The organism is Streptomyces sp. S465, assembly GCF_026898115.1.
GTDB lineage: Bacteria > Actinomycetota > Actinomycetes > Streptomycetales > Streptomycetaceae > Streptomyces > Streptomyces luomodiensis.
This window is the reverse complement of the sequence record NZ_CP114036.1, coordinates 3,374,512-3,400,466: the sequence shown is the minus strand read 5'-3', so window position 1 is coordinate 3,400,466 and position 25,955 is coordinate 3,374,512. Positions and strand designations below refer to the sequence as shown.

Here is a 25,955-nt window from a genome sequence, read left to right as displayed (position 1 = left end):
CCTCAGCACCGCGGGGACGGCGTAATGGCGACGGCGAACGAAGAGAAGTACCTCGACTACCTCAAGCGGGCCACCACCGACCTGCGCGAGGCGCGGCGGCGGCTGCGCGAGGCCGAGGACCGCGAGCAGGAGCCCATCGCCATCGTGGCGATGAGCTGCCGCTACCCCGGCGGGGTCCGCACCCCCGAGGAGCTGTGGCAGCTCGTCGCCCGCGGCGGTGACGCGGCCACGCCGTACCCCACCAACCGCGGCTGGGCCACCGACGTCCTCTTCGAGCCGGACCCGGACAGCGGCCAGGAGCCGTACGTCCACGAGGGCGGCTTCCTGCACGACGCGGCCGACTTCGACCCGGCGTTCTTCGGCATCTCGCCGCGCGAGGCCCTCGCCATGGACCCGCAGCAGCGGCTGCTGCTGGAGACCTCCTGGGAGGCGTTCGAGCGCGCGGGCATCGACCCGACCACGCTCCAGGGCAGCCAGACCGGTGTGTTCGCGGGCGTCATGTACCACGACTACGCCTCCCGGCTGTTCTCCGCGCCCGAGGACGTCGAGGGCTTCCTCGGCAACGGCAGCTCCGGGTCCATCGCCTCCGGCCGGGTCGCCTACACCTTCGGGCTGGAAGGGCCGGCCGTCACCATCGACACGGCCTGCTCGTCCTCCCTGGTCGCCCTGCACTTCGCCGTACAGGCGCTGCGCCGCCGGGAGTGCTCGCTGGCGCTGGCCGGCGGGGTCACGGTCATGTCCACCCCCGGGACCTTCACCGAGTTCAGCCGCCAGCGCGGGCTCGCGGCGGACGGCCGCTGCAAGTCCTTCGCGGCCGCCGCCGACGGCACCGGCTGGGGCGAGGGCGCGGGCATGCTGCTGCTCGAACGGCTGTCGGACGCGAGGAAGAACGGCCACCAGGTGCTGGCCGTGGTGCGCGGCTCCGCCATCAACCAGGACGGCGCCAGCAGCGGCCTGACCGCGCCCAACGGCCCCTCGCAGCAGCGCGTCATCCGCCAGGCCCTGGCCGCCGCCCGGCTCTCCGCCGGACAGATCGACGTGGTCGAGGCGCACGGCACCGGCACCACCCTCGGCGACCCCATCGAGGCCCAGGCCCTGCTGGCCACCTACGGGCGCAACCACACCGAGGACCAGCCCCTGTGGCTGGGCTCCATCAAGTCCAACATCGGCCACACCCAGGCCGCCGCCGGAGTGGCGGGCATCATCAAGATGGTCATGGCGATGCGGCACGGGGTGCTGCCGCAGACCCTGCACGTCGACCGGCCCACCCCCAACGTCGACTGGTCGGCCGGCGCCGTCTCCCTGCTCACCGAGCAGCGGGCCTGGCCCGACACCGGCCAGCCGCGCCGGGCCGCCGTGTCCTCGTTCGGCATCAGCGGCACCAACGCCCACACCATCCTGGAGCAGGCCCCCGAGCCGGAGGCGGCACCGGCCGACCGGACGGCCGACGACGGCACCCCGGCCCAGGCCCGCGCCGCCGCCCTGCCGCTGTGGACCGTGGCGGCCAAGAGCCGCCCCGCGCTGCGCGCCCAGGCCGCGAACCTGCGCGCCCACCTCGACGCCCACCCCGAGGTGCGCCTCACCGACGTCGCCTTCTCGCTGGCCACCGGCCGGGCGGCCTTCGAGCACCGGGCGGCCGTCGTCGCCGACGACCGCGAGGGCCTGATACGCGCCCTGGACGCCCTCTCCCGCGAGGAGCCCGCGACCGGGCTGGTCGAGGGGAAGACCGCCGGTGGCAAGGTGGCTTTCCTGTTCACGGGGCAGGGGAGCCAGCGGCTGGGGATGGGCCGTGAGCTGTACGACGCCTATCCGGTGTTCGCCGAGGCGCTGGACGCGGTCTGCGCGGAGCTGGACCCGCATCTCGAACGGCCGCTTCGGGACGTTTTGTTCGGCGAGGACGCCGAGGCGCTGGACCGGACCGGTTTCACCCAGCCCGCGTTGTTCGCGGTGGAGGTGGCGCTGTTCCGGCTGGTGGAGGCGTGGGGGCTGCGGCCCGACTTCCTCTCGGGCCATTCGATCGGTGAGCTGGCCGCCGCGCATGTGGCGGGTGTGCTCTCGCTAGCGGACGCGGCGAAGCTGGTGGCCGCGCGTGGCCGGCTGATGCAGGAGCTTCCGGCGGGTGGCGCGATGATCGCGGTGCAGGCGTCGGAGGACGAGGTGGCGCCGCTGCTGACCGAGCGGGTGAGCATCGCCGCCGTCAACGGCCCGACCTCGGTCGTCATCGCGGGTGACGAGGACGCGGCTCTGGAGATCGCCGCGTCGTTCGAGGCGCAGGGTCGTAAGACCAAGCGGCTGACGGTGAGCCACGCGTTCCACTCGCCGCGCATGGACGGGATGCTGGAGGCGTTCCGTCAGGTGGCGCGGGGTCTTTCGTACGAGGCCCCGAAGATTCCGATCGTGTCGAACCTGACCGGTGCCGTGGTGTCCGCCGAGGAGATCACCAGCGCCGACTTCTGGGTGCGCCACGTCCGCGAGGCCGTGCGCTTCCTCGACGGTGTGCGCACCCTGGAGGAGCGCAACGTCACCACGTTCATCGAGCTGGGCCCGGACGGTGTGCTCACCGCCATGGCCCAGGACTGCCTGACCCGTGACGACGCCACCCTTGTCTCCGCGCTGCGCTCCGGCCGCCCGGAGCTCCAGAGCCTGGCCGCCGCCATCGCCGGGGCCCACGTCCACGGTGTGTCCCCGGACTGGACGGCGGTGTTCGCCGGAACGGACACGGCGCGCACGGACCTTCCGCTCTACGCCTTCCAGCGCGAGACGTACTGGCTCGACACCGGCTACTGGACGGGCGACATGGCGTCCGCCGGGCTCGGCGCGGCCGACCACCCCCTGCTGGGCGCCGCGGTGGCGCTCGCCGACTCCGACGGCTTCCTCTACACCGGCCGGCTCGCCCTGGACACCCATCCGTGGCTGGCCGACCACGCGGTGGCCGGGTCGGTGCTGCTGCCCGGCACGGCCTTCGTGGAGCTGGCGATCCGCGCCGGTGACCAGGTCGGCTGCGATGTGCTGGAGGAGCTGACGCTGGAGGCGCCGCTGGTGCTTCCGGAGGTGGGCGGTGTCCAGCTCCAGCTGTCGGTGGGCGCGCCGGACGGTTCGGGGCGCCGCTCGCTGACGGTGTACTCGCGGTTCGAGGACGCGGCGGTCGACGAACCCTGGGTGCGGCATGCCTCGGGTGTGCTGGCACAGGGTGCGCCCGCGGCCTCGTTCGACCTGGGTGTGTGGCCTCCGGAGGGGGCGTCGGCGCTGCCGGTCGAGGGCCTGTACGCGGGCCTGGCCGAGGCGGGGCTGGCGTACGGTCCGGTGTTCCAGGGGCTGACGTCCGCCTGGCGGCTGGGCGACGAGGTGTACGCGGAGCTGGAGCTGCCGGAGGACGCGCGGTCCGAGGCGGGTTCGTTCGGTCTGCATCCGGCGCTGCTGGACTCGGCTCTGCACGCGGTGGGGCTCGGCGGTCTGATCGAGGGCGAGGGCGCTCGGCTGCCGTTCTCGTGGTCCGGGGTGTCGCTGCACGCGGTGGGTGCTTCGGTGCTGCGGGTGCGTCTGTCGGGCGTTGGCGCGGACGCGGTGTCGCTGGCGGTGGCCGATGGTGCGGGGCGTGCCGTGCTGTCGGTGGATTCGCTGGTGCTGCGGCCGGTGTCGGCCGAGCAGATCCACGGCGCGCGGGGTGGCCGCCAGGAGTCGCTGTTCCGGCTCGACTGGGCCGAGGTGTCCGCCCAGGGCACGGCGGGACGCTGGGCGCTGCTGGGGTCGGACGCCCTCGGCCTGGCGTCGACCGGGCAGCGGTTCGACACCTACGCCGACCTGGCCGCGCTGGCCACGGCGGTCGAGTCCGGTGACGTCGCGCTGCCGGACGACGTGGTGGTCGGGTTCGCTCCCGGAGGCGACGGCGGTCCCGCCGCCGTCCACCGGGCCACCGGCGAGGCGCTGGCGCTGGTCCAGGCGTGGCTGGCGGACGACCGGTTCGCGGATGCCCGCCTGGCCGTGCTGACCTCGGGTGCCGTGGCCGCCGGTACGGACGAGCCGGTGGCCGATCTGGCCCATGCCGCCGTATGGGGCCTGCTGCGCTCCGCCGAGTCGGAGAACCCCGGCCGGTTCGTCCTGATCGACGTGGACGGCGCCGCCGATTCGCTGACGGCGGTGCCGGACGCGCTGGCGTCGGGCGAACCGCAGGTGGCCGTGCGGGACGGGGTGCTGCGGGCACCGCGCCTGGCGCGGGCCGTGGCGGAGGCCGACCGGCCGGCACCGGAGTTCGACGCCGAGGGCACGGTGCTGGTGACCGGGGCGAGCGGCACGCTGGGCGGTCTGTTCGCCCGCCATCTGGTGGCGGAGCGTGGGGTGCGGCATCTGCTGCTGGTGAGCCGCCGTGGCGAGCGGGCGCCGGGCGCGGCCGAGCTGGGTGCCGAGCTGGCCGAGCTGGGTGCCGAGGTGCGCTGGGCGGCGTGTGATGTGGCCGATCGTGCCGCGCTGGCCGAGGTGCTGGGGTCGATTCCGGCGGAGCGTCCGCTGACGGGCGTGGTGCACACCGCTGGTGTGCTGGACGACGGTGTGATCGGTTCGCTGACGCCGGAGCGGCTGGCGCGGGTGCTGCGTCCGAAGGCGGACGCGGCCTGGCACCTGCACGAGCTGACCCGTGAGCTGGACCTGTCGGCGTTCGTGCTCTTCTCGTCCGCCGCCGGTGTCTTCGGCGCCGCCGGGCAGGGCAACTACGCCGCCGCCAACGCCTACCTGGACGCCCTCGCCCAGCACCGCACGGCGAGCGGGCTGCCCGGCACCTCGCTGGCCTGGGGCCTGTGGGCCGCCGAATCCGGCGGTATGGCCGGTGAGCTGGACCAGGCCGATGTGTCCCGGATGAACCGGGGCGGGGTCGCCGCGCTCTCCACCGACGAGGGCAAGGAACTGTTCGACGCGGCCGGACGGGCCGGCGAGGCGCTGCTCGTACCGGTGCGGCTCGACCTGGCGGCGGCACGGGCCGAGGCGGCGGCCACCGGTGTGGTGGCGCCGCTGATGTCCGGACTGGTGCGGGTCCCGGCACGGCGTACGGCGGAGGGTTCGGCCGGAACGGGCGCCCTGGCGCAGCGGCTGGCCCGCCTGAGCGGGGCCGAGCAGCTCCGGACACTGCTGGAACTGGTCCGTACCCAGGTCGCCGCCGTCCTGGGCTATGGCACCGCCGACTCCGTGGACCCCGACCGCGCCTTCCGCGACCTGGGCTTCGACTCGCTGACCGCCGTCGAGCTGCGCAACCGGATGAACGCGGTCACCGGGATGCGGCTCCCCGCCACCCTGGTCTTCGACTACCCGACCTCCCTCGTCCTGGCCGAACACCTCCGGGACGAACTGGCCGGCACCCGCGCCCAGTCGGGCCTGCCGGTCCAGGCCGTGGGCGCGGCCGACGACGAGCCGATCGCCATCGTCGCGATGAGCTGCCGCTTCCCCGGCGGGGTGCGGACCCCCGAGGACCTGTGGCGGCTGCTGTCCACCGGCCAGGACGCGATCTCCGGCTTCCCCGTGGACCGTGGCTGGGACCTGGACGCGCTCTACCACCCGGACCCGGAGCACCCCGGCACCTCGTACACCCGCGAAGGCGGTTTCCTGCACGACGCCGCCGACTTCGACCCCACCTTCTTCGGCATCTCGCCGCGCGAGGCCCTCGCCACCGATCCGCAGCAGCGGCTGCTGCTGGAGACCTCGTGGGAGGCGATCGAGCGGGCCGGGATCGACCCGACCACGCTGCGCGGCAGCCGTACCGGTGTGTTCGCGGGCGTCATGTACCACGACTACGCCACGCTCGTGGAGCAGGCCCCGGACGGCGGTGGCGAGGGCGCCATCGGCTCCGGCAGCACGGGCTCCATCGCCTCGGGCCGCGTCGCGTACGCCCTCGGCCTGGAGGGCCCGGCCGTCACGGTCGACACGGCGTGCTCGTCGTCGCTGGTGGCGCTGCACTGGGCGATGCAGGCGCTGCGCGCGGGCGAGTGCACCATGGCGCTGGCCGGCGGTGTCACGGTGATGGCGACCCCCGGCACCTTCATCGGCTTCAGCCGCCAGGGCGGCCTGTCCGCCGACGGCCGCTGCAAGGCGTTCGCGGCCTCGGCGGACGGTACGGGCTGGGCCGAGGGCGCGGGCATGCTGCTCGTCGAGCGGCTCTCGGACGCGCGTCGGAACGGCCACCCGGTGCTGGCCGTGGTGCGCGGCTCGGCCGTCAACCAGGACGGCGCGTCGAACGGTCTGACGGCGCCCAACGGACCGTCCCAGCAGCGCGTCATCCGCCAGGCCCTCGCCGCCGCCGGGCTCTCGGTCGGCGACGTGGACGCGGTCGAGGCGCACGGCACCGGCACCACGCTGGGCGACCCGATCGAGGCACAGGCGCTGCTGGCCACGTACGGCCAGGAACGGGACGCGGAGCGGCCGCTGCTGCTGGGCTCCATCAAGTCGAACATGGGCCACACCCAGGCCGCGGCCGGTGTCGCGGGCGTGATGAAGATGGTCCTCGCCATGCGGCACGGAGTGCTTCCGAAGACCCTGCACGCGGAGCAGCCGTCGCCGCATGTGGACTGGTCGGCGGGCGCGGTGTCGCTGCTGACGGAGCAGATGGCCTGGCCGGAGACCGGCCGCCCGCGCCGCGCGGGTGTCTCGTCGTTCGGCATCAGCGGCACCAATGTGCACACGATCATCGAGCAGGCGCCGGAGGCTTCCGAGCCCGTGGCGGCCGCTTCGGCTCCTGGGGTGGCTCCGGCCGTGGTGCCGTGGGTGCTGTCGGGGCGGGGTGTGGCCGCGCTGCGTGCGCAGGCCGAGCGGCTGGTGGCGCATGTGGCGGACCGGCCCGAGCTGCGTCCGGTGGACGTGGGCTACTCGCTGGCGACCGGCCGGTCGGCCTTCGACCGCCGTGCGGTGGTGGTGGCCGGGGACCGGGCTGGGCTGGTGGCCGGTCTGGGCGCGTTGGCCGAGGGGCGTGGTGCGCCGGGACTGGTCGAGGGTTCGGTGGCCGGTGGCAAGGTGGCGTTCCTGTTCACGGGGCAGGGCAGCCAGCGGCTGGGGATGGGGCGTGAGCTGTATGACGCCTACCCGGTGTTCGCCGAGGCATTGGATGCCGTGTGTGCCGAGCTGGACGCGCATCTGGAGCGGCCGCTGCGGGATGTGCTGTTCGGGGACGACGCCGAGGCGCTGGACCGGACCGGGTTCACCCAGCCCGCGCTGTTCGCGGTCGAGGTGGCGCTGTTCCGGCTGGTCGAGGCGTGGGGTCTGAAGGCGGACTTCCTGTCGGGGCACTCCATTGGTGAGCTGACCGCCGCGCATGTGGCGGGTGTGCTGTCGCTGGCGGACGCGGCGACGCTGGTGGCCGCCCGTGGGCGGTTGATGCAGGAGCTTCCGGCCGGTGGCGCGATGATCGCCGTCCAGGCGTCGGAGGACGAGGTCACGCCGCTGCTGACCGAGCGGGTCAGCATTGCCGCGCTCAACGGGCCCACCTCGGTCGTCATCGCGGGTGATGAGGACGCGGCTGTGGAGATCGCCGCGTCGTTCGAGGAGCGGGGCCGTAAGACCAAGCGGCTCACGGTGAGCCACGCGTTCCACTCGCCGCGCATGGACGGGATGCTGGACGCCTTCCGCGAGGTCGCGCAGGGGCTGTCGTACGAGGCCCCGCGTATCCCGATCGTGTCGAACCTGACCGGTGCCGTGGTCTCCGCCGAGGAGATTGCCACGGCCGGCTTCTGGGTGCGGCACGTCCGCGAGGCGGTCCGGTTCCTCGATGGTGTGCGGACCCTCGAGGCCCAGGGCGTCTCCACGTTCGTCGAGCTGGGCCCGGACGGTGTGCTCACCGCGATGGCGCAGGAGTGCGTGACGGGCGAGGACGCCGGGTTCGTGGCGGCGCTGCGCAAGGACCGTCCCGAGGCCGAGGCGCTGACCACCGCTCTCGCGCGGGCGCATGTCCGTGGGGTGGCGGTGGACTGGGAGGCCGTCTTCGCCGGTACGGGCGCGGCTCGGGTCGAGCTGCCGACGTACGCCTTCCAGTACGCGCGCTACTGGCCCGAGCTTCCGGCCGCCGGCGTGGGCGGTACGGCCGGGCTGGGGCTGGCGACCGTCGACCATCCGCTGGTCGGGGCCGCCGTGCCACTGGCCGGTGGCGAGGGGCTGCTGCTCACGGGCCGACTGGGACTCGACACGCATCCGTGGTTGGCGGAGCACACCGTGCTGGGTTCGGTGCTGCTGCCGGGTACGGCCTTCGTCGAGCTGGCGGTTCGTGCGGGTGACCAGGTCGGTTGTGATCTGCTGGAGGAGCTGACGCTGGAGGCGCCGCTGGTGCTTCCGGAGGTGGGCGGTGTTCAGCTTCAGCTGTCGGTGGGTGCGCCGGACGACGCTGGTCGTCGTGCGGTCGAGGTGTATTCGCGGTTGGAGGGTGCGGCTGCCGATGAGGCGTGGCTGCGTCACGCCTCGGGTGTGCTGGCGCAGGGTGCGCCTGCGGCGTCGTTCGATCTGGGGGTGTGGCCTCCGGCGGGCGCGACGCCGGTCGGGATCGATGGGCTGTATGAGGGGATGGCAGGGCTCGGGCTTGTCTATGGTCCGGTGTTCCAGGGGCTGACGTCCGCGTGGCGGGTGGGTGACGAGGTCTTCGCCGAGCTGGAGCTGCCGGAGAACGCGCGGTCCGAGGCGGGTTCGTTCGGTCTGCATCCGGCGCTGCTGGACTCGGCTCTGCACGCGGTGGGGCTGGGTGGTCTGGTCGAGGGCGAGGACGGGGCGCGGTTGCCGTTCTCGTGGTCCGGGGTGTCGCTGCACGCGGTGGGTGCTTCGGTGCTGCGGGTGCGTCTGTCGGGCGCTGGCGCGGACGCGGTGTCGCTGGCGGTGGCCGATGGTGCGGGGCGTGCCGTGCTGTCGGTGGATTCGCTGGTGCTGCGGCCGGTGTCGGCCGAGCAGATCAGCGGCGCGCGGGGCGGGCGTCAGGACTCCCTCTTCCGCCTGGAGTGGGTTGACCTGCCCGCCACCGTGTCCCCAGCCCCCGTGCCGACCGCCCGCTGGGCGGCGCTCGGCTCGGGCGACCTCGGCCTCGGTGCGGTCGGCGCCGACATCGCGACGTACCCGGATCTGGCCGCGCTGGCCGAAGCGGTCGCGGCGGGCACCGAGACGCCCGAGCTGGTGTTCGTATCGCCCGCCGTCGCGGGTGACGCGGACGTGTCGGACGCGGCGCACCGGGCCACCGCCGAGGCGCTGACGCTGGTCCAGGCGTGGCTGGCGGATGAGCGGTTCGCCGACGCGCGCCTGGTCGTGCTGACCTCGGGTGCCGTGGCCGCCGGTGCGGACGAGCCGCTGGACGAACCGGCCCAGGCGGCGGTGTGGGGTCTGCTGCGCTCGGCGCAGTCGGAGAACCCGGAGCGCCTCGTGCTCGTCGACCTCGACGGCCGGGACGAGTCCTTCCGCACGCTGTCCGCCGCGCTCGCCTCGGACGAGTCGCAGCTCGCGCTGCGCGCGGGCGAGGTACGGGTGCCGCGCCTCGCGCGGGCCGCCGCCGCGGACTCCGGCCAGGACGTGCCGGAGTTCGACGCCGAGGGCACGGTGCTGGTGACCGGGGCGAGTGGCACGCTGGGCGGTCTGCTGGCGCGCCATCTGGTGGCGGAGCGTGGGGTGCGGCATCTGCTGCTGGTGAGCCGCCGTGGTGAGCGGGCGCCGGGTGCGGTCGAGCTGGGTGCCGAGCTGGCCGAGCTGGGTGCCGAGGTGCGCTGGGCGGCGTGTGATGTGGCCGATCGTGCCGCGCTGGCCGAGGTGCTGGGGTCGATTCCGGCGGAGCGTCCGCTGACGGGCGTGGTGCACACGGCCGGTGTGCTGGACGACGGTGTGATCGGTTCGCTGACGCCGGAGCGGCTGGCGCGGGTGCTGCGTCCGAAGGTGGACGCGGCGTGGCACCTGCATGAGCTGACCCGTGAGCTGGACCTGTCGGCGTTCGTGCTCTTCTCGTCCGCCGCCGGTGTCTTCGGCAACGCGGGGCAGGGCAACTACGCCGCCGCCAACGCCTTCCTGGACGCCCTCGCCCAGCACCGTACAGGGCTCGGGCTGCCCGGTACCTCGTTGGCCTGGGGCCTGTGGGCGGACTCCAGCGCGATGACGGGCGAGCTGGACGGCGCGGATGTGTCCCGGATGAGCCGGGGCGGTGTCCTCGCGCTCTCCGCCGCCGAGGGGCTGGAACTGTTCGACGCCGCGGGGCGTCTCGGCGAGGCGCTGCTGGTGCCCATGTCGCTGGACATGGCCGCGCTCCGGGCGCAAGCGGGCAGCGGTGCGCTGTCCCCGCTGTTCCGGGGGCTCGTGCGGACTCCGGCGCGGCGTACGGCGGAGGGCGCGGCGGCGTCGGGCGCGCTGGCGCGGCGGCTGGCCGGGCTCAGCCAGGCCGAACAACTCGACGTCGTGCTGGACCTGGTCCGTACGAACGTCGCGACGGTGCTCGGATACGCCGGCCCCGGGACGGTCGACCCCGACCGCTCCTTCCGCGAGCTGGGCATTGACTCTCTGACGGCGGTGGAGCTGCGGAACGCCCTGGGCGCGGCCGCTGAGGTGCGGCTGCCCGCGACGCTGGTCTTCGACTATCCGACGCCGGTGGTGTTGGCGGAGTTCCTGCGTGCGGAGGTCGTGGGCGCGGCTGCTGAGGTGGCCGGGCCGGTGGTGGTGGCCGCCGCTGATGACGAGCCGATCGCGATCGTGGGGCTGGGCTGCCGTTATCCGGGCGGGGTGGAGACGCCGGAGGACCTGTGGCGGCTGGTCGTGGAGGGCCGGGACGTGATCTCGGAGTTCCCCACCGACCGAGGCTGGGACCTGGACGGGCTCTACCACCCGGATCCCGACCACCCGGGCACCTCGTACTCCCGCGAGGGCGGCTTCGTCGACCGGGCCGGCCACTTCGACCCGGCCTTCTTCGGTATTTCGCCGCGTGAGGCGCTGGCGATGGACCCGCAGCAGCGGTTGCTGCTGGAGACGTCGTGGGAGGCGTTCGAGCGGGCCGGGATCGACCCGGGTGCGCTGCGCGGCAGCCGTACCGGTGTCTTCGCCGGCGTCATGTACCACGACTACGCCTCCTCCCTGCCGGCGCTTCCGGAAGGCGTGGAGGGATTCGTCGGCACCGGCAACGCGGCGAGTGTGATCTCGGGGCGGCTGGCGTACACGTTCGGTCTCGAGGGACCGACGATTACGGTGGACACGGCGTGTTCGTCGTCGTTGGTGGCGTTGCACCTCGCGGTTCAGGCGTTGCGGAACGGTGAGTGCTCGCTGGCGCTCGCGGGCGGTGTGACGGTGATGGCGACTCCGGCGCCGTTTGTGGAGTTCAGCCGTCAGCGCGGGCTTGCGGCGGATGGCCGGTGCAAGGCGTTCTCGGCGGACGCGGACGGTACGGGCTGGTCCGAGGGTGCGGGCGTGCTGCTGGTGGAGCGGCTGTCGGACGCGCGGAAGAACGGGCATCCGGTGCTGGCGGTGGTGCGTGGTTCCGCGATCAATCAGGATGGTGCGTCGAACGGTCTGACGGCGCCGAACGGTCCGTCGCAGCAGCGGGTGATCCGTCAGGCGCTGGCGAACGCGGGTGTGCCGGCGTCCGAGGTGGACGTGGTGGAGGCGCACGGCACCGGCACCAGTCTCGGTGACCCGATCGAGGCGCAGGCGCTCATGGCTACGTACGGTCAGGAGCGGGACGCCGAGCAGCCGTTGCTGTTGGGTTCGATCAAGTCGAACATGGGTCATACGCAGGCGGCTGCCGGTGTCGCGGGCATCATCAAGATGGTGATGGCGATGCGGCATGGGGTGTTGCCCCGTACGTTGCACGCACAGGAGCCGTCGCCGCACATTGACTGGTCCGCGGGTGCGGTGTCGTTGTTGCGGGAGTCGGTGGAGTGGCCGGAGACGGGTCGTCCCCGGCGGGCCGCTGTCTCGTCGTTCGGCTTCAGCGGGACGAACGCGCACACCATCATCGAGCAGGCCCCGGCCGTCGAACCGGCGGAGATCGCCGCTCTTCCGGCCGTTCAGCCGTCCGTGCTGCCGTGGGCGGTGTCCGGCAAGAGCGCTGACGCTCTGCGGGCGCAGGCCGTGCGGCTGCTCGCCGACCTGGAGCGGCGGCCGGAGCTGTCGCCGACCGATGTGGCGTTCTCGCTGGCGACGACGCGTGCCGCGCTGGATCATCGCGCGGTGGTCGTGGGCGGGGACCGGGCCGGGTTGGTCGCGGGTCTTGAGGCGCTGGCGCGTGGTGAGTCGGCGGCGGGGCTGGTGCGGGGCTCGGTGGCCGACGGCAAGGTGGCGTTCCTGTTCACGGGGCAGGGCAGCCAGCGGCTCGGGATGGGGCGTGAGCTGTATGACGCCTATCCGGTGTTCGCGGAGGCGTTCGACGCGGTGTGCGATGCGCTGGACGCGCACCTCGAACGGCCGCTTCGGGAGGTCCTGTTCGGCGAGGATGCCGAGGCGCTGGGCCGGACGGGGTTCACCCAGCCCGCGTTGTTCGCGGTGGAGGTGGCGCTGTTCCGGCTGGTGGAGGCGTGGGGTGTGCGTCCCGATTTCCTGTCGGGGCATTCGATTGGTGAGCTGGCGGCGGCGCATGTGGCGGGTGTGCTGTCGCTGGCGGACGCGGCGAAGCTGGTGGCGGCGCGTGGCCGTCTGATGCAGGCCCTGCCTGCGGGTGGCGCGATGATCGCGGTGCAGGCGTCCGAGGACGAGGTGGCGCCGCTGCTCACGGACAGTGTGAGCATTGCCGCGCTCAACGGGCCGACGTCGGTGGTCATCGCGGGTGATGAGGACGCGGCGGTGGAGATCGCGGCGGGCTTCGAGGCGCAGGGCCGTAAGACCAAGCGGCTGACGGTGAGCCACGCGTTCCACTCGCCGCGTATGGACGGGATGCTGGAGGCGTTCCGTGAGGTGGCCGAGGGGCTGTCGTACGAGGCTCCGCGTATTCCGATCGTGTCCAACCTGACCGGCGATGTCGTCTCCGCTGAGGAGATCGCCAGCCCTGGTTTCTGGGTGCGTCACGTCCGCGAAGCGGTCCGTTTCCTCGATGGTGTGCGTGCCCTTGAGGCTCAGGGTGTGACCACCTATCTCGAACTCGGTCCTGACGGTGTTCTCACCGCGATGGTCCAGGAGTGTGTCGAGGCTCCCGAGGCCGTGGGCTTCGCCACCGCGCTGCGCAAGGACCGTCCCGAGGCCGAGGCCGTCACCACCGCTCTCGCCGCCCTCCACGTCCGTGGCGTCACGCCGGACTGGGCCGGGTACTTCGCCGGGACCGGTGCCCACCGCGTCGACCTGCCGACCTACGCCTTCCAGCGGGAGCGTTACTGGCTGGAGGCTCCCGCCGGAGCCGTCGGCGACGTGGCCTCGGCCGGTCTCGGCTCGGCTGATCATCCGCTGCTGGGCGCGGCGGTGGATCTGCCCGACTCCGAGGGCTTCCTCTTCACGGGCCGGCTCTCGCTCCGTACGCACCCGTGGCTGGCCGACCACGCCGTCATGGACACCGTGCTGCTGCCCGGTACGGCCCTGGTGGAGCTGGCGGTCCGGGCCGGTGACCAGGTCGGGTGCGATCTGCTGGAGGAGCTGACGCTCGAAGCGCCCCTGGTCCTGCCCGAGCGTGGCGGGGTGCAGCTGCGGGTTGCCGTGGCCGAGCCCGGCCCCGACGGGCAGCGCGCGCTGACCGTCTACTCGCGGCTGGAGGACGCCGCCGACGAGCCGTGGATCCGGCACGCCTCCGGTGTGCTCACGGCCACTGGAGCAGCCACTGGAGCAGCCACCGCAACCGGCCTGACGGAGTGGCCCCCGGCCGGCACCGGGGCGGCCGATGTCGAACCGCTCGACGTGGCCGGGCTGTACGACGGCTTCGCCGCGCTCGGCCTCGCCTACGGGCCGGTGTTCCAGGGGCTGCGGGCCGCCTGGCGGCGCGGCGACGAGGTGTTCGCGGAGGTGGCGCTGGACGAGGAGCGGCAGGGCGAGGCCCGTGCGTACGGGCTGCACCCGGCGCTGCTGGACGCCGCGCTGCACACGGTGGCCCTCGGCGGGTTCTTCCCGGCCGAAGAGGCGGGACAGGCCCGGCTGCCGTTCTCGTGGGACGCCGTACGGCTGCACGCGGTCGGCGCGACCGCGCTGCGGGTGCGGGTCTCCCCGGCCGGGCAGGGCGGCGCGGTGGCGCTGGAGATCGCCGATGAGGCCGGTGCCCCGGTGGTGTCGGTCGGCTCGCTCGCGCTCCGGCCGCTGGACGCCGAGCAGTTCGCGGCCGCCGCCCGTACCGCACACCACGAGGCGCTGTACCGCCTCGACTGGGCCGCGTTGCCCACGCCCGCCCTGCCCACGTCCACGGAGCGGGAGCGGCCGGAGGACACCGTCCTGTGGGCCGTCCTGGACGGCACCGGCGGCGGTGATCTGAAGATCACGGCCGCGCTGACGGACGCGGACACCGGTATCGAGGCCGAGACCTACCCGGACCTGTCCGCGCTCGCCGAGGCGGTCGAGGCCGAGGGGATCGCGCCCGATGTGGTGCTCGTGCCGTGCCTGCCCGACCTGGGCACGCCCGGGGACACCGTGGGCGCCGCGCACGCCGTGGTCCGGCGGACGCTGGCGCTGGTCCAGGAGTGGATCGCCGAGGAGCGGTTCGCCGACTCCCGGCTCGTTCTCCTCACCCGTGGCGCCGTGGCCGTGGCCACGGGCGAGGACGCCGGGGCCGAGGGTGTGGACGATCTGACGCACGCGGCGGCCTGGGGTCTGGTGCGGTCGGCGCAGGCCGAGCACCCGGGCCGGTTCGTCCTGGTGGATCTGGCGGACACGGACGGCGACCCGGTCCACGGCGCCGTCCACGGCTGGCTCCCCGCCCTGGTGGCGGCGCTGCGGACGGACGAGCCCCAGCTGGCCGTGCGCGCCGGGGCCGTCCACGCACCGCGCCTCGCCCGGGTGGCGGCCCTGGACGCGGCGGCCGTGCCCGGCCTCGACCCGGCGGGCACCGTGCTGGTCACCGGCGCGTCCGGCACCCTGGGCGGGCTGCTGGCCCGCCACCTGGTGACCGAGCGCGGCGCCCGGAGGCTGCTGCTGACCAGCCGCCGTGGCGCGGAGGCGGCGGGCGCCGCCGAACTGGCCGCCGAGCTGGGCGCGTTGGGCGCCGAGGTCACCTGGGCGGCGTGCGACGCGGCCGACCGGGACGCGCTGGCCCGGGTCATCGCGTCCGTCCCCGCCGCGCATCCCCTCACCGCCGTGATCCACGCGGCGGGTGTGCTCGACGACGGGGTCGTGGAATCGCTCACCGCCGAGCGCGTGGATCAGGTGCTGCGTCCGAAGGTGGACGCGGCGTGGCATCTGCACGAGCTGACCCGCGGCCTGGACCTGGCCGAGTTCGTGCTGTTCTCCTCGGCGGCCGGTGTCTTCGGCAACCCGGGGCAGGGCAACTACGCGGCGGCCAACGCCTTCCTGGACGCCCTCGCCCAGCACCGCCGCGCCCAGGGCCTGCCCGCCGTCTCCCTGGCCTGGGGCCTGTGGGAGGACGAGGGCGGCATGGCCGCGACCCTCGCGACCGCCGACCGGCAGCGGATGAGCCGCGGCAGCATGGGCGCGCTGAGCAACGCCGAGGGCCTGGCCCTGTTCGACGTGTCCGGCCTGGCCGGACCCGCGGTGCTGATCCCCGCCGCCCTGGACCTCGCCACCCTGCGCGCCCAGTCCATGGCCGGGGTCGTGCCACTGCTGCGCGGGCTGATCCGCACCCCCGTGCGGCGGGCCGCGGCCGGTGGCGGCGGGGCGGACGAGGCGGCGGGGCTCGCCGAGCGGCTCGCGGGCATGTCCGCGGCCGAACGGGACCGCTTCCTGACCAACCTGGTCTGCGGCCAGGTGGCCACCGTGCTCGGCTACGGCAGCGCGGCGGCGATCGAACCCGGCGCGGCCTTCAAGGAACTGGGCTTCGACTCGCTGACCGCCGTGGAGCTCCGCAACCGGCTCGGCGCGGCCACCGGACTCCGGCTGCCCGCCACGCTGATCTTCGACTACCCGACCCCCGACGCCCTGGCCGGCCATCTGCGCGCGGAACTCCCGCACGGGGACGACGGCGGCCCGTCGGTGTTCGGCGAACTCGACCGCCTGGAAGCCGCCCTGGCGGTGGCCGCGGACGACAGCGTCACCCGCTCCAGGATCACCATGCGCCTCCAGGCGCTCCTGGCGAAGTGGAACGACGCCCAGGACGCGACCGCCGACGGCGACACCGACGACCACGACCTCGAAACCGCGACCGACGATGAGCTCTTCGACCTGCTCGACGACGAACTCGGCTCCTCCTGAACGGGAGCGTTCTGAACCCATGGAACTCATGAGCACCACCTCCCTCTTCGCAAGGAGCCGACGCAATGGTGAATAACGAGGACAAGCTCCGCGACTACCTCAAGCGGGCCACCGCCGACCTGCGCCAGGCCCGTCGGCAGCTGCGCGAGGTCGAGGAGCGGCACCAGGAGCCGATCGCGATCGTCGCGATGAGCTGCCGCTACCCGGGCGGTGTCCGCACCCCCGAGGAGCTGTGGCGGCTCGTCCTGGGCGGCGAGGACGCGATCTCCGGCTTCCCGACGGACCGCGGCTGGGACATCGAGTCGCTCTACGACGCCGACCCCGACCAGGCGGGCGCCAGCTATGTGAGCGAGGGCGGATTCCTCTACGACGCGGGCGGCTTCGACCCCACGCTCTTCGGGATCTCGCCGCGTGAGGCCATGGCGATGGACCCGCAGCAGCGGCTGCTGCTGGAGACGTCCTGGGAGGCGTTCGAGCGGGCCGGGATCGACCCGACCGGGCTGCGCGGCAGCCGGACCGGTGTGTTCGCGGGCGTCATGTACCACGACTACACCTCGCGGCTCGACTCCGTGCCCGAGGGCGTCGAGGGCTTCCTCGGCACCGGAAGCTCCGGCAGCATCGCCTCCGGCCGGGTGTCGTACACCTTCGGCCTGGAGGGCCCGGCGGTCACCGTCGACACCGCCTGCTCGTCCTCGCTGGTCACCCTGCACATGGCGGTGCAGGCGCTGCGCAACGGTGAATGCTCGCTCGCGCTCGCGGGCGGTGTCACCGTGATGGCCACGCCCTCGACGTTCACCGAGTTCAGCCGGCAGCGCGGACTCGCCGCCGACGGCCGCTGCAAGCCCTTCGCCGCCGCCGCCGACGGCACCGGCTGGGGCGAGGGCGTCGGCATGCTGCTGGTGGAGCGGCTGTCGGACGCGCGCCGCAACGGCCACCCGGTGCTGGCCATCGTCCGTGGCTCGGCGATCAACCAGGACGGCGCCTCCAACGGTCTGACGGCGCCCAACGGCCCGTCCCAGCAGCGCGTCATCCACCAGGCGCTCACCAACGGCCGGCTCTCCGCGGCCGACGTGGACGTCGTCGAGGCACACGGCACGGGGACGACGCTGGGCGACCCGATCGAGGCGCAGGCGCTGCTGGCCACCTACGGCCAGGAGCACACCGAGGACCGGCCGCTGCTGCTCGGCTCCATCAAGTCCAACATCGGCCACACCCAGGCCGCGGCCGGTGTCGCCGGGGTCATCAAGATGGTCATGGCCATCCGCCACGGTGTGCTGCCCAAGACGCTGCACATCGACGAGCCGACCCCGCACGTGGACTGGTCGGCGGGCGCGGTGTCGCTGCTCGCGGACACCACGCCGTGGCCGGAGACCGACCACCCGCGCCGGGCGGCGGTGTCCTCGTTCGGGTTCAGCGGCACCAACGCGCACACCATCATCGAGCAGGCACCCGCCGACGAGGCCGACGCGGAAGCCACCGGGGAACCGGCCCCGGCCAAGCGGCTGGACGTGGTGCCGTGGACGGTGTCGGGCAAGAGCGCGGCGGCGCTGCGCGCCCAGGCGCGGCGGCTGCTGGCCCACCTGGAGGCCGGTCCCGGCCCGCGCCCGGTCGATGTGGGCCTCTCGCTGGCCACCACCCGCGCCCAGCTGGACCACCGCGCCGTGGTGCGCGGCCACGACCGCGACGCACTGCTGGCCGGGCTGACCGCCCTGGCCGAGGGCGGTATGGCGGCGGGCGTCGCCCAGGGCTCCGTCGTCGGCGGCCGGACGGCGTTCGTCTTCCCGGGGCAGGGGTCGCAGTGGGCCGGTATGGCGGTGGGGCTGATGGATGCCTCGCCCGTTTTCGCGGCGCGGATCGAGGAGTGTGCGGCGGCGTTGGGGGAGTTCACCGACTGGTCGTTGGTGGATGTGCTGCGGGGTGCGGAGGGTGCGCCGTCGCTGGAGCGGGTGGATGTGGTCCAGCCGGTGTTGTTCGCGGTGATGGTGTCGCTGGCGGAGCTGTGGCGTTCGCTCGGGGTCGCCCCGGCGGCGGTGATCGGTCACTCACAGGGTGAGATCGCGGCGGCGTGCGTGGCAGGCATCCTGTCCTTGAAGGACGCGGCGCGTGTGGTGGCGCTGCGCAGCCAGGCCATTGGCCGGGTGCTGGCGGGTAAGGGCGGCATGGTGTCGGTGGCGCTTCCGGTGGCCCAGGTGCGGGAGCGGATCGCGCCGTGGGGTGAGGAGCGGATCTCGGTCGCCGCCGTCAACGGCCCCTCGTCGGTGGTGGTGTCGGGTGAGCCGACCGCGCTGGATGAGCTGGTCGCCGCGTGCGAGGCGGATGAGGTCCGCGCGCGTCGGGTGCCGGTGGACTACGCCTCGCACTCGGCCCAGGTGGAGCTGCTCCGCGACGAGCTGCTGGAGCTGCTGGCGCCCGTACAGCCCAAGGCCGCCGAGGTGCCGTTCCTGTCGACGGTGACGGGGGAGTGGGTCGAGGGTCCGGAGCTGGGCGCCGAGTACTGGTTCACCAATCTGCGGCGCACGGTGGAGCTGGAGGGCGCGGTCCGGCGGTTGCTGGACGAGGGTTTCGGTGTGTTCATCGAGTCCAGTGCGCATCCGGTGTTGACGATGGGTGTGCAGGAGACCGCCGAGGACGCCGGTATGGAGGCGGCCGCGATCGGTTCGCTGCGCCGTGACGAGGGCGGGCTGGACCGGTTCTGGGCCTCCGTCGGCGAGGCGTGGACGCGGGGCGCCACCGTGGACTGGGCCGGGGTGTTCGAGGGCACCGGCGCGCGACGGTGCGAGCTGCCCACGTACGCCTTCCAGCACCAGCGCTACTGGCTCGAGGCGGGCGCCCCCGCCACCGCCGCGCCCGCCGCCGATCCCGTCGAGGCCCGCTTCTGGGAGGCCGTGGAGCGCGAGGACTGGCAGGCGCTTGCCGCCGAGCTGGACGTCGACGGCGATGAGCGGGTCAGCGCGCTGCTGCCCGCCCTGGCGTCCTGGCGCAAGCAGAGCCGTGAGCAGTCCGTCGTGGACGGCTGGCGGTACCGCGTCACCTGGAAGCCGCTCGCCGACGGGCAGCCCGCGCGGCTGTCCGGCGGCTGGCTCGTCGTCGCGCCGGCCACCGGGGACACTTCGGGCACCGAGGACACCTGGACGGACGCCGTGGCCGGGGTGCTCGCCGAACGCGGCGCCGACGTGCGGCGGATCGCCGTGGACACCGGCACCGACGGCCGGGAGGAGCTGGCCGAGCGGCTGCGCACCGCGCTCGCGGACACCGACGGCATCCCGTTCGCCGGGGTGCTGTCGCTGCTGGCCCTCGACGGCCATCCGCACCCCCGCCACCCCTCCGTCCCGGCCGGGGTGGCGGCGCAGCTCGCGCTGGTGCAGGCGCTGGGTGACGTGGAGATCGGCGCGCCGCTGTGGTCCGCCACCCGGGGCGCGGTCTCCGTGGGCCGTACGGACGCCCTGGAGTCCCCCGAACAGGCGCTGGTCTGGGGCCTGGGCCGGGTGGCCGCGCTGGAGCACGGCGAGCGCTGGGGCGGTCTGGTCGACCTGCCCGCCGCGCCCGACGAGCGGGCGCTGGCCCGGCTGGTGGCCGTGCTCGCCGGGGCCGAGGAGGAGGACCAGGTGGCGATCCGCGCCACCGGACTGCTCGTACGCCGTCTGGTGCGCGCCCCGCTGGCCGCCACGCCCGCCGTACGGTCGTGGCAGCCGTCCGGTACCACGCTGGTCACCGGTGGTACGGGCGCGCTGGGCGCCCATGTGGCGCGCTGGCTGGCCGGTAACGGCGCCGAGCGTCTGGTGCTCACCAGCCGCCGTGGCCTCCAGGCCCCGGGCGCGGCCGAACTCCAGGCGGAACTGACCGAGCTGGGCGCCACGGTCACCATCGCGGCCTGCGATGTGGCCGACCGCGCCCAGGTCGAGGCGCTGCTCGCGGACATCCCCGCCGAGCACCCGCTGACGGCCGTCGTCCACACGGCCGCCGTGCTGGACGACGGTGTGATCGAGGGCCTGACCCCGGACCAGGTGGACCGGGTACTGAAGGTCAAGGTCGACGCCACCCGCCATCTGCACGAGCTCACCCGGGACCTGGACCTGTCCGCGTTCGTGCTGTTCTCCTCCTTCGCGGCCACCTTCGGCGCCCCCGGCCAGGGCAACTACGCCCCGGGCAACGCCTTCCTGGACGCCTTCGCCGAGTACCGGCGCGCCCAGGGCCTGCCCGCCACCTCGCTGGCGTGGGGCCCGTGGGGCGAGGGCGGGATGGCCGAGGGCGGCGTCGGCGACCGGATGCGCCGCCACGGCGTCATCGAGATGGCGCCGCGGTCGGCCGTCACCGCGCTCCAGCACGCGCTGGACCGCGACGAGTCGGTGCTGACCGTCGTCGACATGGAGTGGAAGCGCTTCGTCCTCGCCTTCACCTCCGGCCGCTCCCGCCCGCTGCTGCGCGACCTGCCCGAGGCGCGGGACGTCCTCAAGGACATGGCGGGCGACGCGGAGGCGGACGGCGCGGGCGCGGCCGCCGCGCTGGTGCGGCAGCTCGCCGGGGCGCCGGAGGCCGAGCAGGAGCGGCTGGTGCTGGAGCTGGTCCGCACCGCCGTCGCGGCCGTCCTGGGCTACGCGGGCGCCGAGGAGGTCGAGGCGGGCCGGGCCTTCAAGGAGCTGGGCTTCGACTCCCTCACCGCCGTCGAACTGCGCAACCGGCTCAGCGCCGCCAGCGGGCTGAAGCTGCCGCCGACGCTGATCTTCGACTACCCCACCCCCACGGCGCTCGCGCGCCACCTGCGCGGCGAGATCTCCGGCGGGCAGCCGGCCGCCGTGGCCGCGCTGCCGACCGCGGCGGCGCTCGCCGACGACGAGCCGATCGCCATCGTCTCCATGAGCTGCCGCTTCCCGGGCGGGGTGCGCACCCCCGAGGAGCTGTGGCAGCTGCTCGCCTCCGGCGGTGACGCGCTGTCGGAGTTCCCGGGCGACCGCGGCTGGGACATCGAGTCCCTCTACAACCCGGACCCGGACGCGCAGGGCACCAGCTACACCCGCGAGGGCGGATTCCTCACCGGGGCGGCCGACTTCGACCCCGCTTTCTTCGGGATCTCACCGCGTGAGGCCATGGCGATGGACCCGCAGCAGCGGCTGCTGCTGGAAACCTCCTGGGAGGCGTTCGAGCGGGCCGGTATCGACCCGGCCACGCTGCACGGCAGCCCGTCCGGTGTCTTCGTCGGCACCAACGGCTCCGACTACTCCATCCTCATGCGCAGCGCCACCGACGGCTACGAGGGCCACCTGGCCACCGGCAGCGCCGCGAGCGTCGTCTCCGGCCGCCTCTCCTACACCTTCGGCCTGGAGGGCCCGGCGGTCACCGTCGACACCGCCTGCTCGGCGTCGCTGGTGGCGCTGCACCTGGCCGTCCAGTCGCTGCGCCAGGGCGAATGCTCGCTCGCCCTCGCGGGCGGGGTCACCGTGATGGCCACCCCGGGCACCTTCATCGAGTTCAGCCGCCAGCGCGGACTGTCCTCCGACGGCCGCAGCAAGGCGTTCTCCTCGGACGCGGACGGCTTCAGCCCGGCCGAGGGCGTAGGGCTCCTGCTGGTCGAGCGGCTGTCGGACGCACGTCGCAACGGCCACCCGGTGCTGGCGGTCGTGCGCGGCTCGGCGATCAACCAGGACGGTGCGTCCAACGGTCTGACGGCGCCCAACGGCCCGTCCCAGCAGCGCGTCATCCGGCAGGCCCTCGCCAACGCGCGGCTGTCGGCGGCCGAGGTGGACGTGGTCGAGGCGCACGGCACGGGCACCACGCTGGGTGACCCGATCGAGGCGCAGGCGCTGCTCGCCACCTACGGCCAGGACCGGCCCGAGGGACAGCCGCTGTTGCTCGGCTCCATCAAGTCCAACATCGGCCACGCGCAGGCGGCCGCCGGTGTCGCCGGGGTGATGAAGCTCGTGCTCGCGCTGCGTCACGGTGTGCTGCCGGAGTCGCTGCACATCGTCGAGCCCACCCCGCACGTGGACTGGTCGGCGGGCGGCGTCGAGCTGCTGACCGAGGCGCGGGAGTGGCCGGAGACGGGCCGTCCGCGGCGGGCCGCGGTGTCCTCGTTCGGTTTCAGCGGCACCAACGCGCACGCCATCCTGGAGCAGGCCCCCGCCGAGGAGCAGACGGAGAGCGAGCCGGTGACCCGGCGGCTCGGCACGCTGCCGTGGGTGGTATCCGGTAAGAGCGAGGCGGCGCTGCGCGCCCAGGCCGCCAAGCTGCTGGCCCACCTCGACGCCGAACCGGCCCAGCGCCCGCTGGACATCGGCCACTCGCTGGCCACCACCCGCGCCGCCTTCGAGCAGCGCGCGGTGCTGGTCGGCGGCGACCGGGACGATTTCGCCCGTGGTTTGGACGCCCTCGCTAGGGGGCAGGTCCTGCCCAACCTGGTGCAGGGGGCCTCAATCGGGGGCAAGGCCGCATTCGTGTTCCCAGGACAGGGGTCACAATGGGTAGGCATGGCCGTGGAGCTGTTGGATGCTTCACCGGTGTTCGCTGCCCGTATTGATGAGTGTGCCGCCGCGCTCGCAGAGTTCACCGACTGGTCGTTGGTGGATGTGCTGCGCGAGGCGGAGGGCGCACCGTCACTGGAGCGGGTGGACGTCGTTCAGCCGGTGTTGTTCTCCGTGATGGTGTCGCTGGCGGAGCTGTGGCGTTCGCTGGGTGTGCGGCCGGCGGCCGTGGTCGGTCATTCGCAGGGTGAGATCGCGGCGGCGTGTGTGGCGGGGATTCTGTCCTTGAAGGACGCGGCCCGGGTGGTGGCGTTGCGTAGTCAGGCGATTGGGCGGGTGCTGGCGGGTAAGGGCGGCATGGTGTCGGTGGCGCTTCCGGTGGCCCAGGTGCGGGAGCGGATCGCGCCGTGGGGTGAGGAGCGGATCTCCGTCGCCGCCGTCAACGGCCCGTCGTCGGTGGTGGTGTCGGGTGAGCCGACCGCGCTGGATGAGCTGGTCGCCGCGTGTGAGGCGGACGACGTGCGCGCGCGTCGGGTGCCGGTGGACTACGCCTCGCACTCCGCGCAGGTGGAGTTGCTCCGCGACGAGTTGCTGGAGCTGCTGGCGCCGGTGCAGCCGAAGGCCGCCGAGGTGCCGTTCCTGTCGACGGTGACGGGGGAGTGGGTCGAGGGTCCGGAGCTGGACGCCGAGTACTGGTTCACCAACCTGCGGCGCACGGTGGAGCTGGAGGGCGCGGTCCGGCGGCTGCTGGACGAGGGCTTCGGTGTCTTCATCGAGTCCAGCGCCCACCCGGTGCTGACGATGGGTGTGCAGGAGACCGCCGAGAGCGCGGGCCGGGAAGCGGCCGCGATCGGTTCGCTGCGCCGTGACGAGGGTGGCCTGGACCGGTTCTGGGTCTCGCTGGGCGAGGCGTGGACGCGGGGCGTCGGCGTCGACTGGCAGGCGGTGTACGACGGTACGGGCGCGGCCCGCGTCGAGCTGCCCACGTACGCCTTCCAGCAGCAGAGCTACTGGCCGCAGGCCGCCGACGCCCTGGCCGACGAGTCGGGCACGCCGTCCGACGCCGTCGACGCCCGCTTCTGGGAGGCCGTCGAGCGCGAGGACCTGGAGTCGCTGGCCGACACCCTCGCGTTCGAGGACGACGGTGAGCGGTCCTCGCTCGGCGCCGTCCTGCCCGGTCTGGCGTCCTGGCGCAAGCAGGCCCGTGAGCGGTCCACGGTGGACGGCTGGCGCTACCGCGTGACCTGGACCTCCCTGACCGAGCGCCAGGCCCCCCGGCTGTCCGGCACCTGGCTGCTGGCCGTACCCGAGTCCGCCGCCACCGACGACTGGACGCTCGGCGCGGTGCGGATGCTCACCGAACGCGGCGCCCAGGTGCGGCAGATCACCCCGGCCGCCGTCGAGGCGGACCGCGCGTCGCTGACCCGTCTGGTGCGCGAGGAGCTGACCGACGCCGGAACCGTCTCGGGTGTGCTGTCGCTGCTCGCCCTCGACGAGGGCACCGCCCCCGGTACCGACGGGGTCAGCGCCGGGCTGACCGGTTCCGCCGCGCTGATCCAGGCGCTGGGCGACGCCGGGGTGGAGGCGCCGCTGTGGTGCGCCACCCGGGGCGCGGTCTCCGTGAGCCGTGCGGACCGGCTGGCGTCCCCCGGGCAGGCGCTCGTCTGGGGCCTCGGCCGGACCGCCGCCCTGGAGTACCCGGAGCGCTGGGGCGGCCTGGTCGACCTGCCCGGCGCGCCCGACGAGCGGGCGCTGGCCCGGCTCGCCGGAGTGCTCGCCGGGAGCGACGGCGAGGACCAGCTCGCGGTGCGCGCGGCGGGCGTGTTCGCCCGCAGGCTCGCGCACGCCCCGCTGGCCGGCGCGCCCGCCGTACGGTCGTGGCAGCCGTCCGGTACGACGCTGGTCACCGGTGGTACGGGCGCACTGGGTGCCCATGTGGCGCGCTGGCTGGCCGGCCAGGGTGCCGAGCATCTGGTGCTCACCAGCCGCCGTGGCCTCAAGGCCCCGGGCGCGGCCGAGCTCCAGGCGGAGCTGACCGAGCTGGGCGCGAAGGTCACCGTCGCCGCGTGCGATGTGGCCGACCGCAAGGCGGTCGAGACGCTGCTGGCCGCCATCCCGGCCGACCAGCCGCTCACCGCGGTCATGCACGCCGCGGGCGTCCTGGACGACGGCGTCCTGGACGCGCTCACCCCGGAGCGGTTCGCGACCGTCCTCGGCCCCAAGGCCGACGCGGCCCGCCATCTGCACGAGCTGACCCGCGAGCTGGACCTGTCCGCGTTCGTGCTGTTCTCCGGCATCGCGGGCACCCTCGGCGACGCCGGGCAGGGCAACTACGCGGCGGCCAACGCCTATCTCGACGCGCTGGCCGAGCAGCGCCGCGCCGACGGTCTGCCCGCCACCTCGGTGGCCTGGGGCCGCTGGGGCGAGACGGGGCTGGCCGCCGACGGGGCCATCGGGGAGCGGCTGGACCGGGGCGGTGTCCCGGCGATGGCGCCGCACGCGGCGATCACCGCCCTGCGGCAGGCGCTGGACCACGCCGACACGGTGGTGGCCGTCGCCGACATCCAGTGGGACCGCTTCGTCCACGGCTACACGGCGGTCCGCCCCAGCCCGTTCATCGCCGACCTGCCGGAGGTCCGGCGGCTGCGGGCGGCCGGAGGCCCGGCCGGCGAGCCCGGCGCGGCCACGGACGGCTCCCCGGCGGACGCGCTGCGGGCGCGGCTGGCCGGGATCTCCCGGGCCGAACAGTCCCTGGTGGTCCTGGAGGTCGTGCGCAGCAACGCGGCCGCCGCGCTCGGCCACCCCTCGACCGACGAGGTCGGCGCGGGGCGGGCGTTCAAGGAGCTGGGCTTCGACTCGCTCATCGCGCTGGAGCTGCGCAACCGGCTGACCGCCGCCACCGGGCAGAAGCTGCCCGCCACGCTGGTCTTCGACTACCCGACCCCGGCGGCGCTCGCCGAGTTCCTGTGCGGCCGGATCGTGGGCGACGGCGGTACGGCCGCGGCCCCCGGGCTCGCCGAGCTCGACGCGCTGGAGTCCGCGCTGTCCGTCCTCGACCCCGACAGCGCGACGCGGGGCGACATCGCGGCCCGGCTGCGGGACCTCGCGGCGCGGTGGGCGGAGCCCCGTACGGCCGATGCCGAGGCGGCCGACGGCGACGGCGGGACCGTGACGGAGAAGTTGCAGGAGGCGACGCCCGACGAGGTCTTCGCCTTCATCGACAAAGAACTCGGAATCTAAGGATCGATGGGTCCG

2 protein-coding genes are annotated in these 25,955 nt (G+C 74.1%); both read left to right on the top strand.

Annotation, left to right across the window (positions count from 1 at the left end; translation table 11 throughout):
- Positions 1-24: 24 nt before the first annotated feature.
- Entirely contained in the window at positions 25-16,245 is a 16,221-nt protein-coding gene (locus N6H00_RS14530) for a type I polyketide synthase (protein ID WP_268972093.1), read from the top strand.
- A 65-nt stretch (positions 16,246-16,310) separates the two neighbouring features.
- The gene (locus N6H00_RS14525) at positions 16,311-25,940 is read left to right on the top strand and encodes a type I polyketide synthase (RefSeq protein ID WP_268972092.1); all 9,630 of its coding nucleotides are present in this window, start codon (positions 16,311-16,313) and stop codon (positions 25,938-25,940) included.
- The last annotated feature ends 15 nt before the right edge of the window (positions 25,941-25,955 follow it).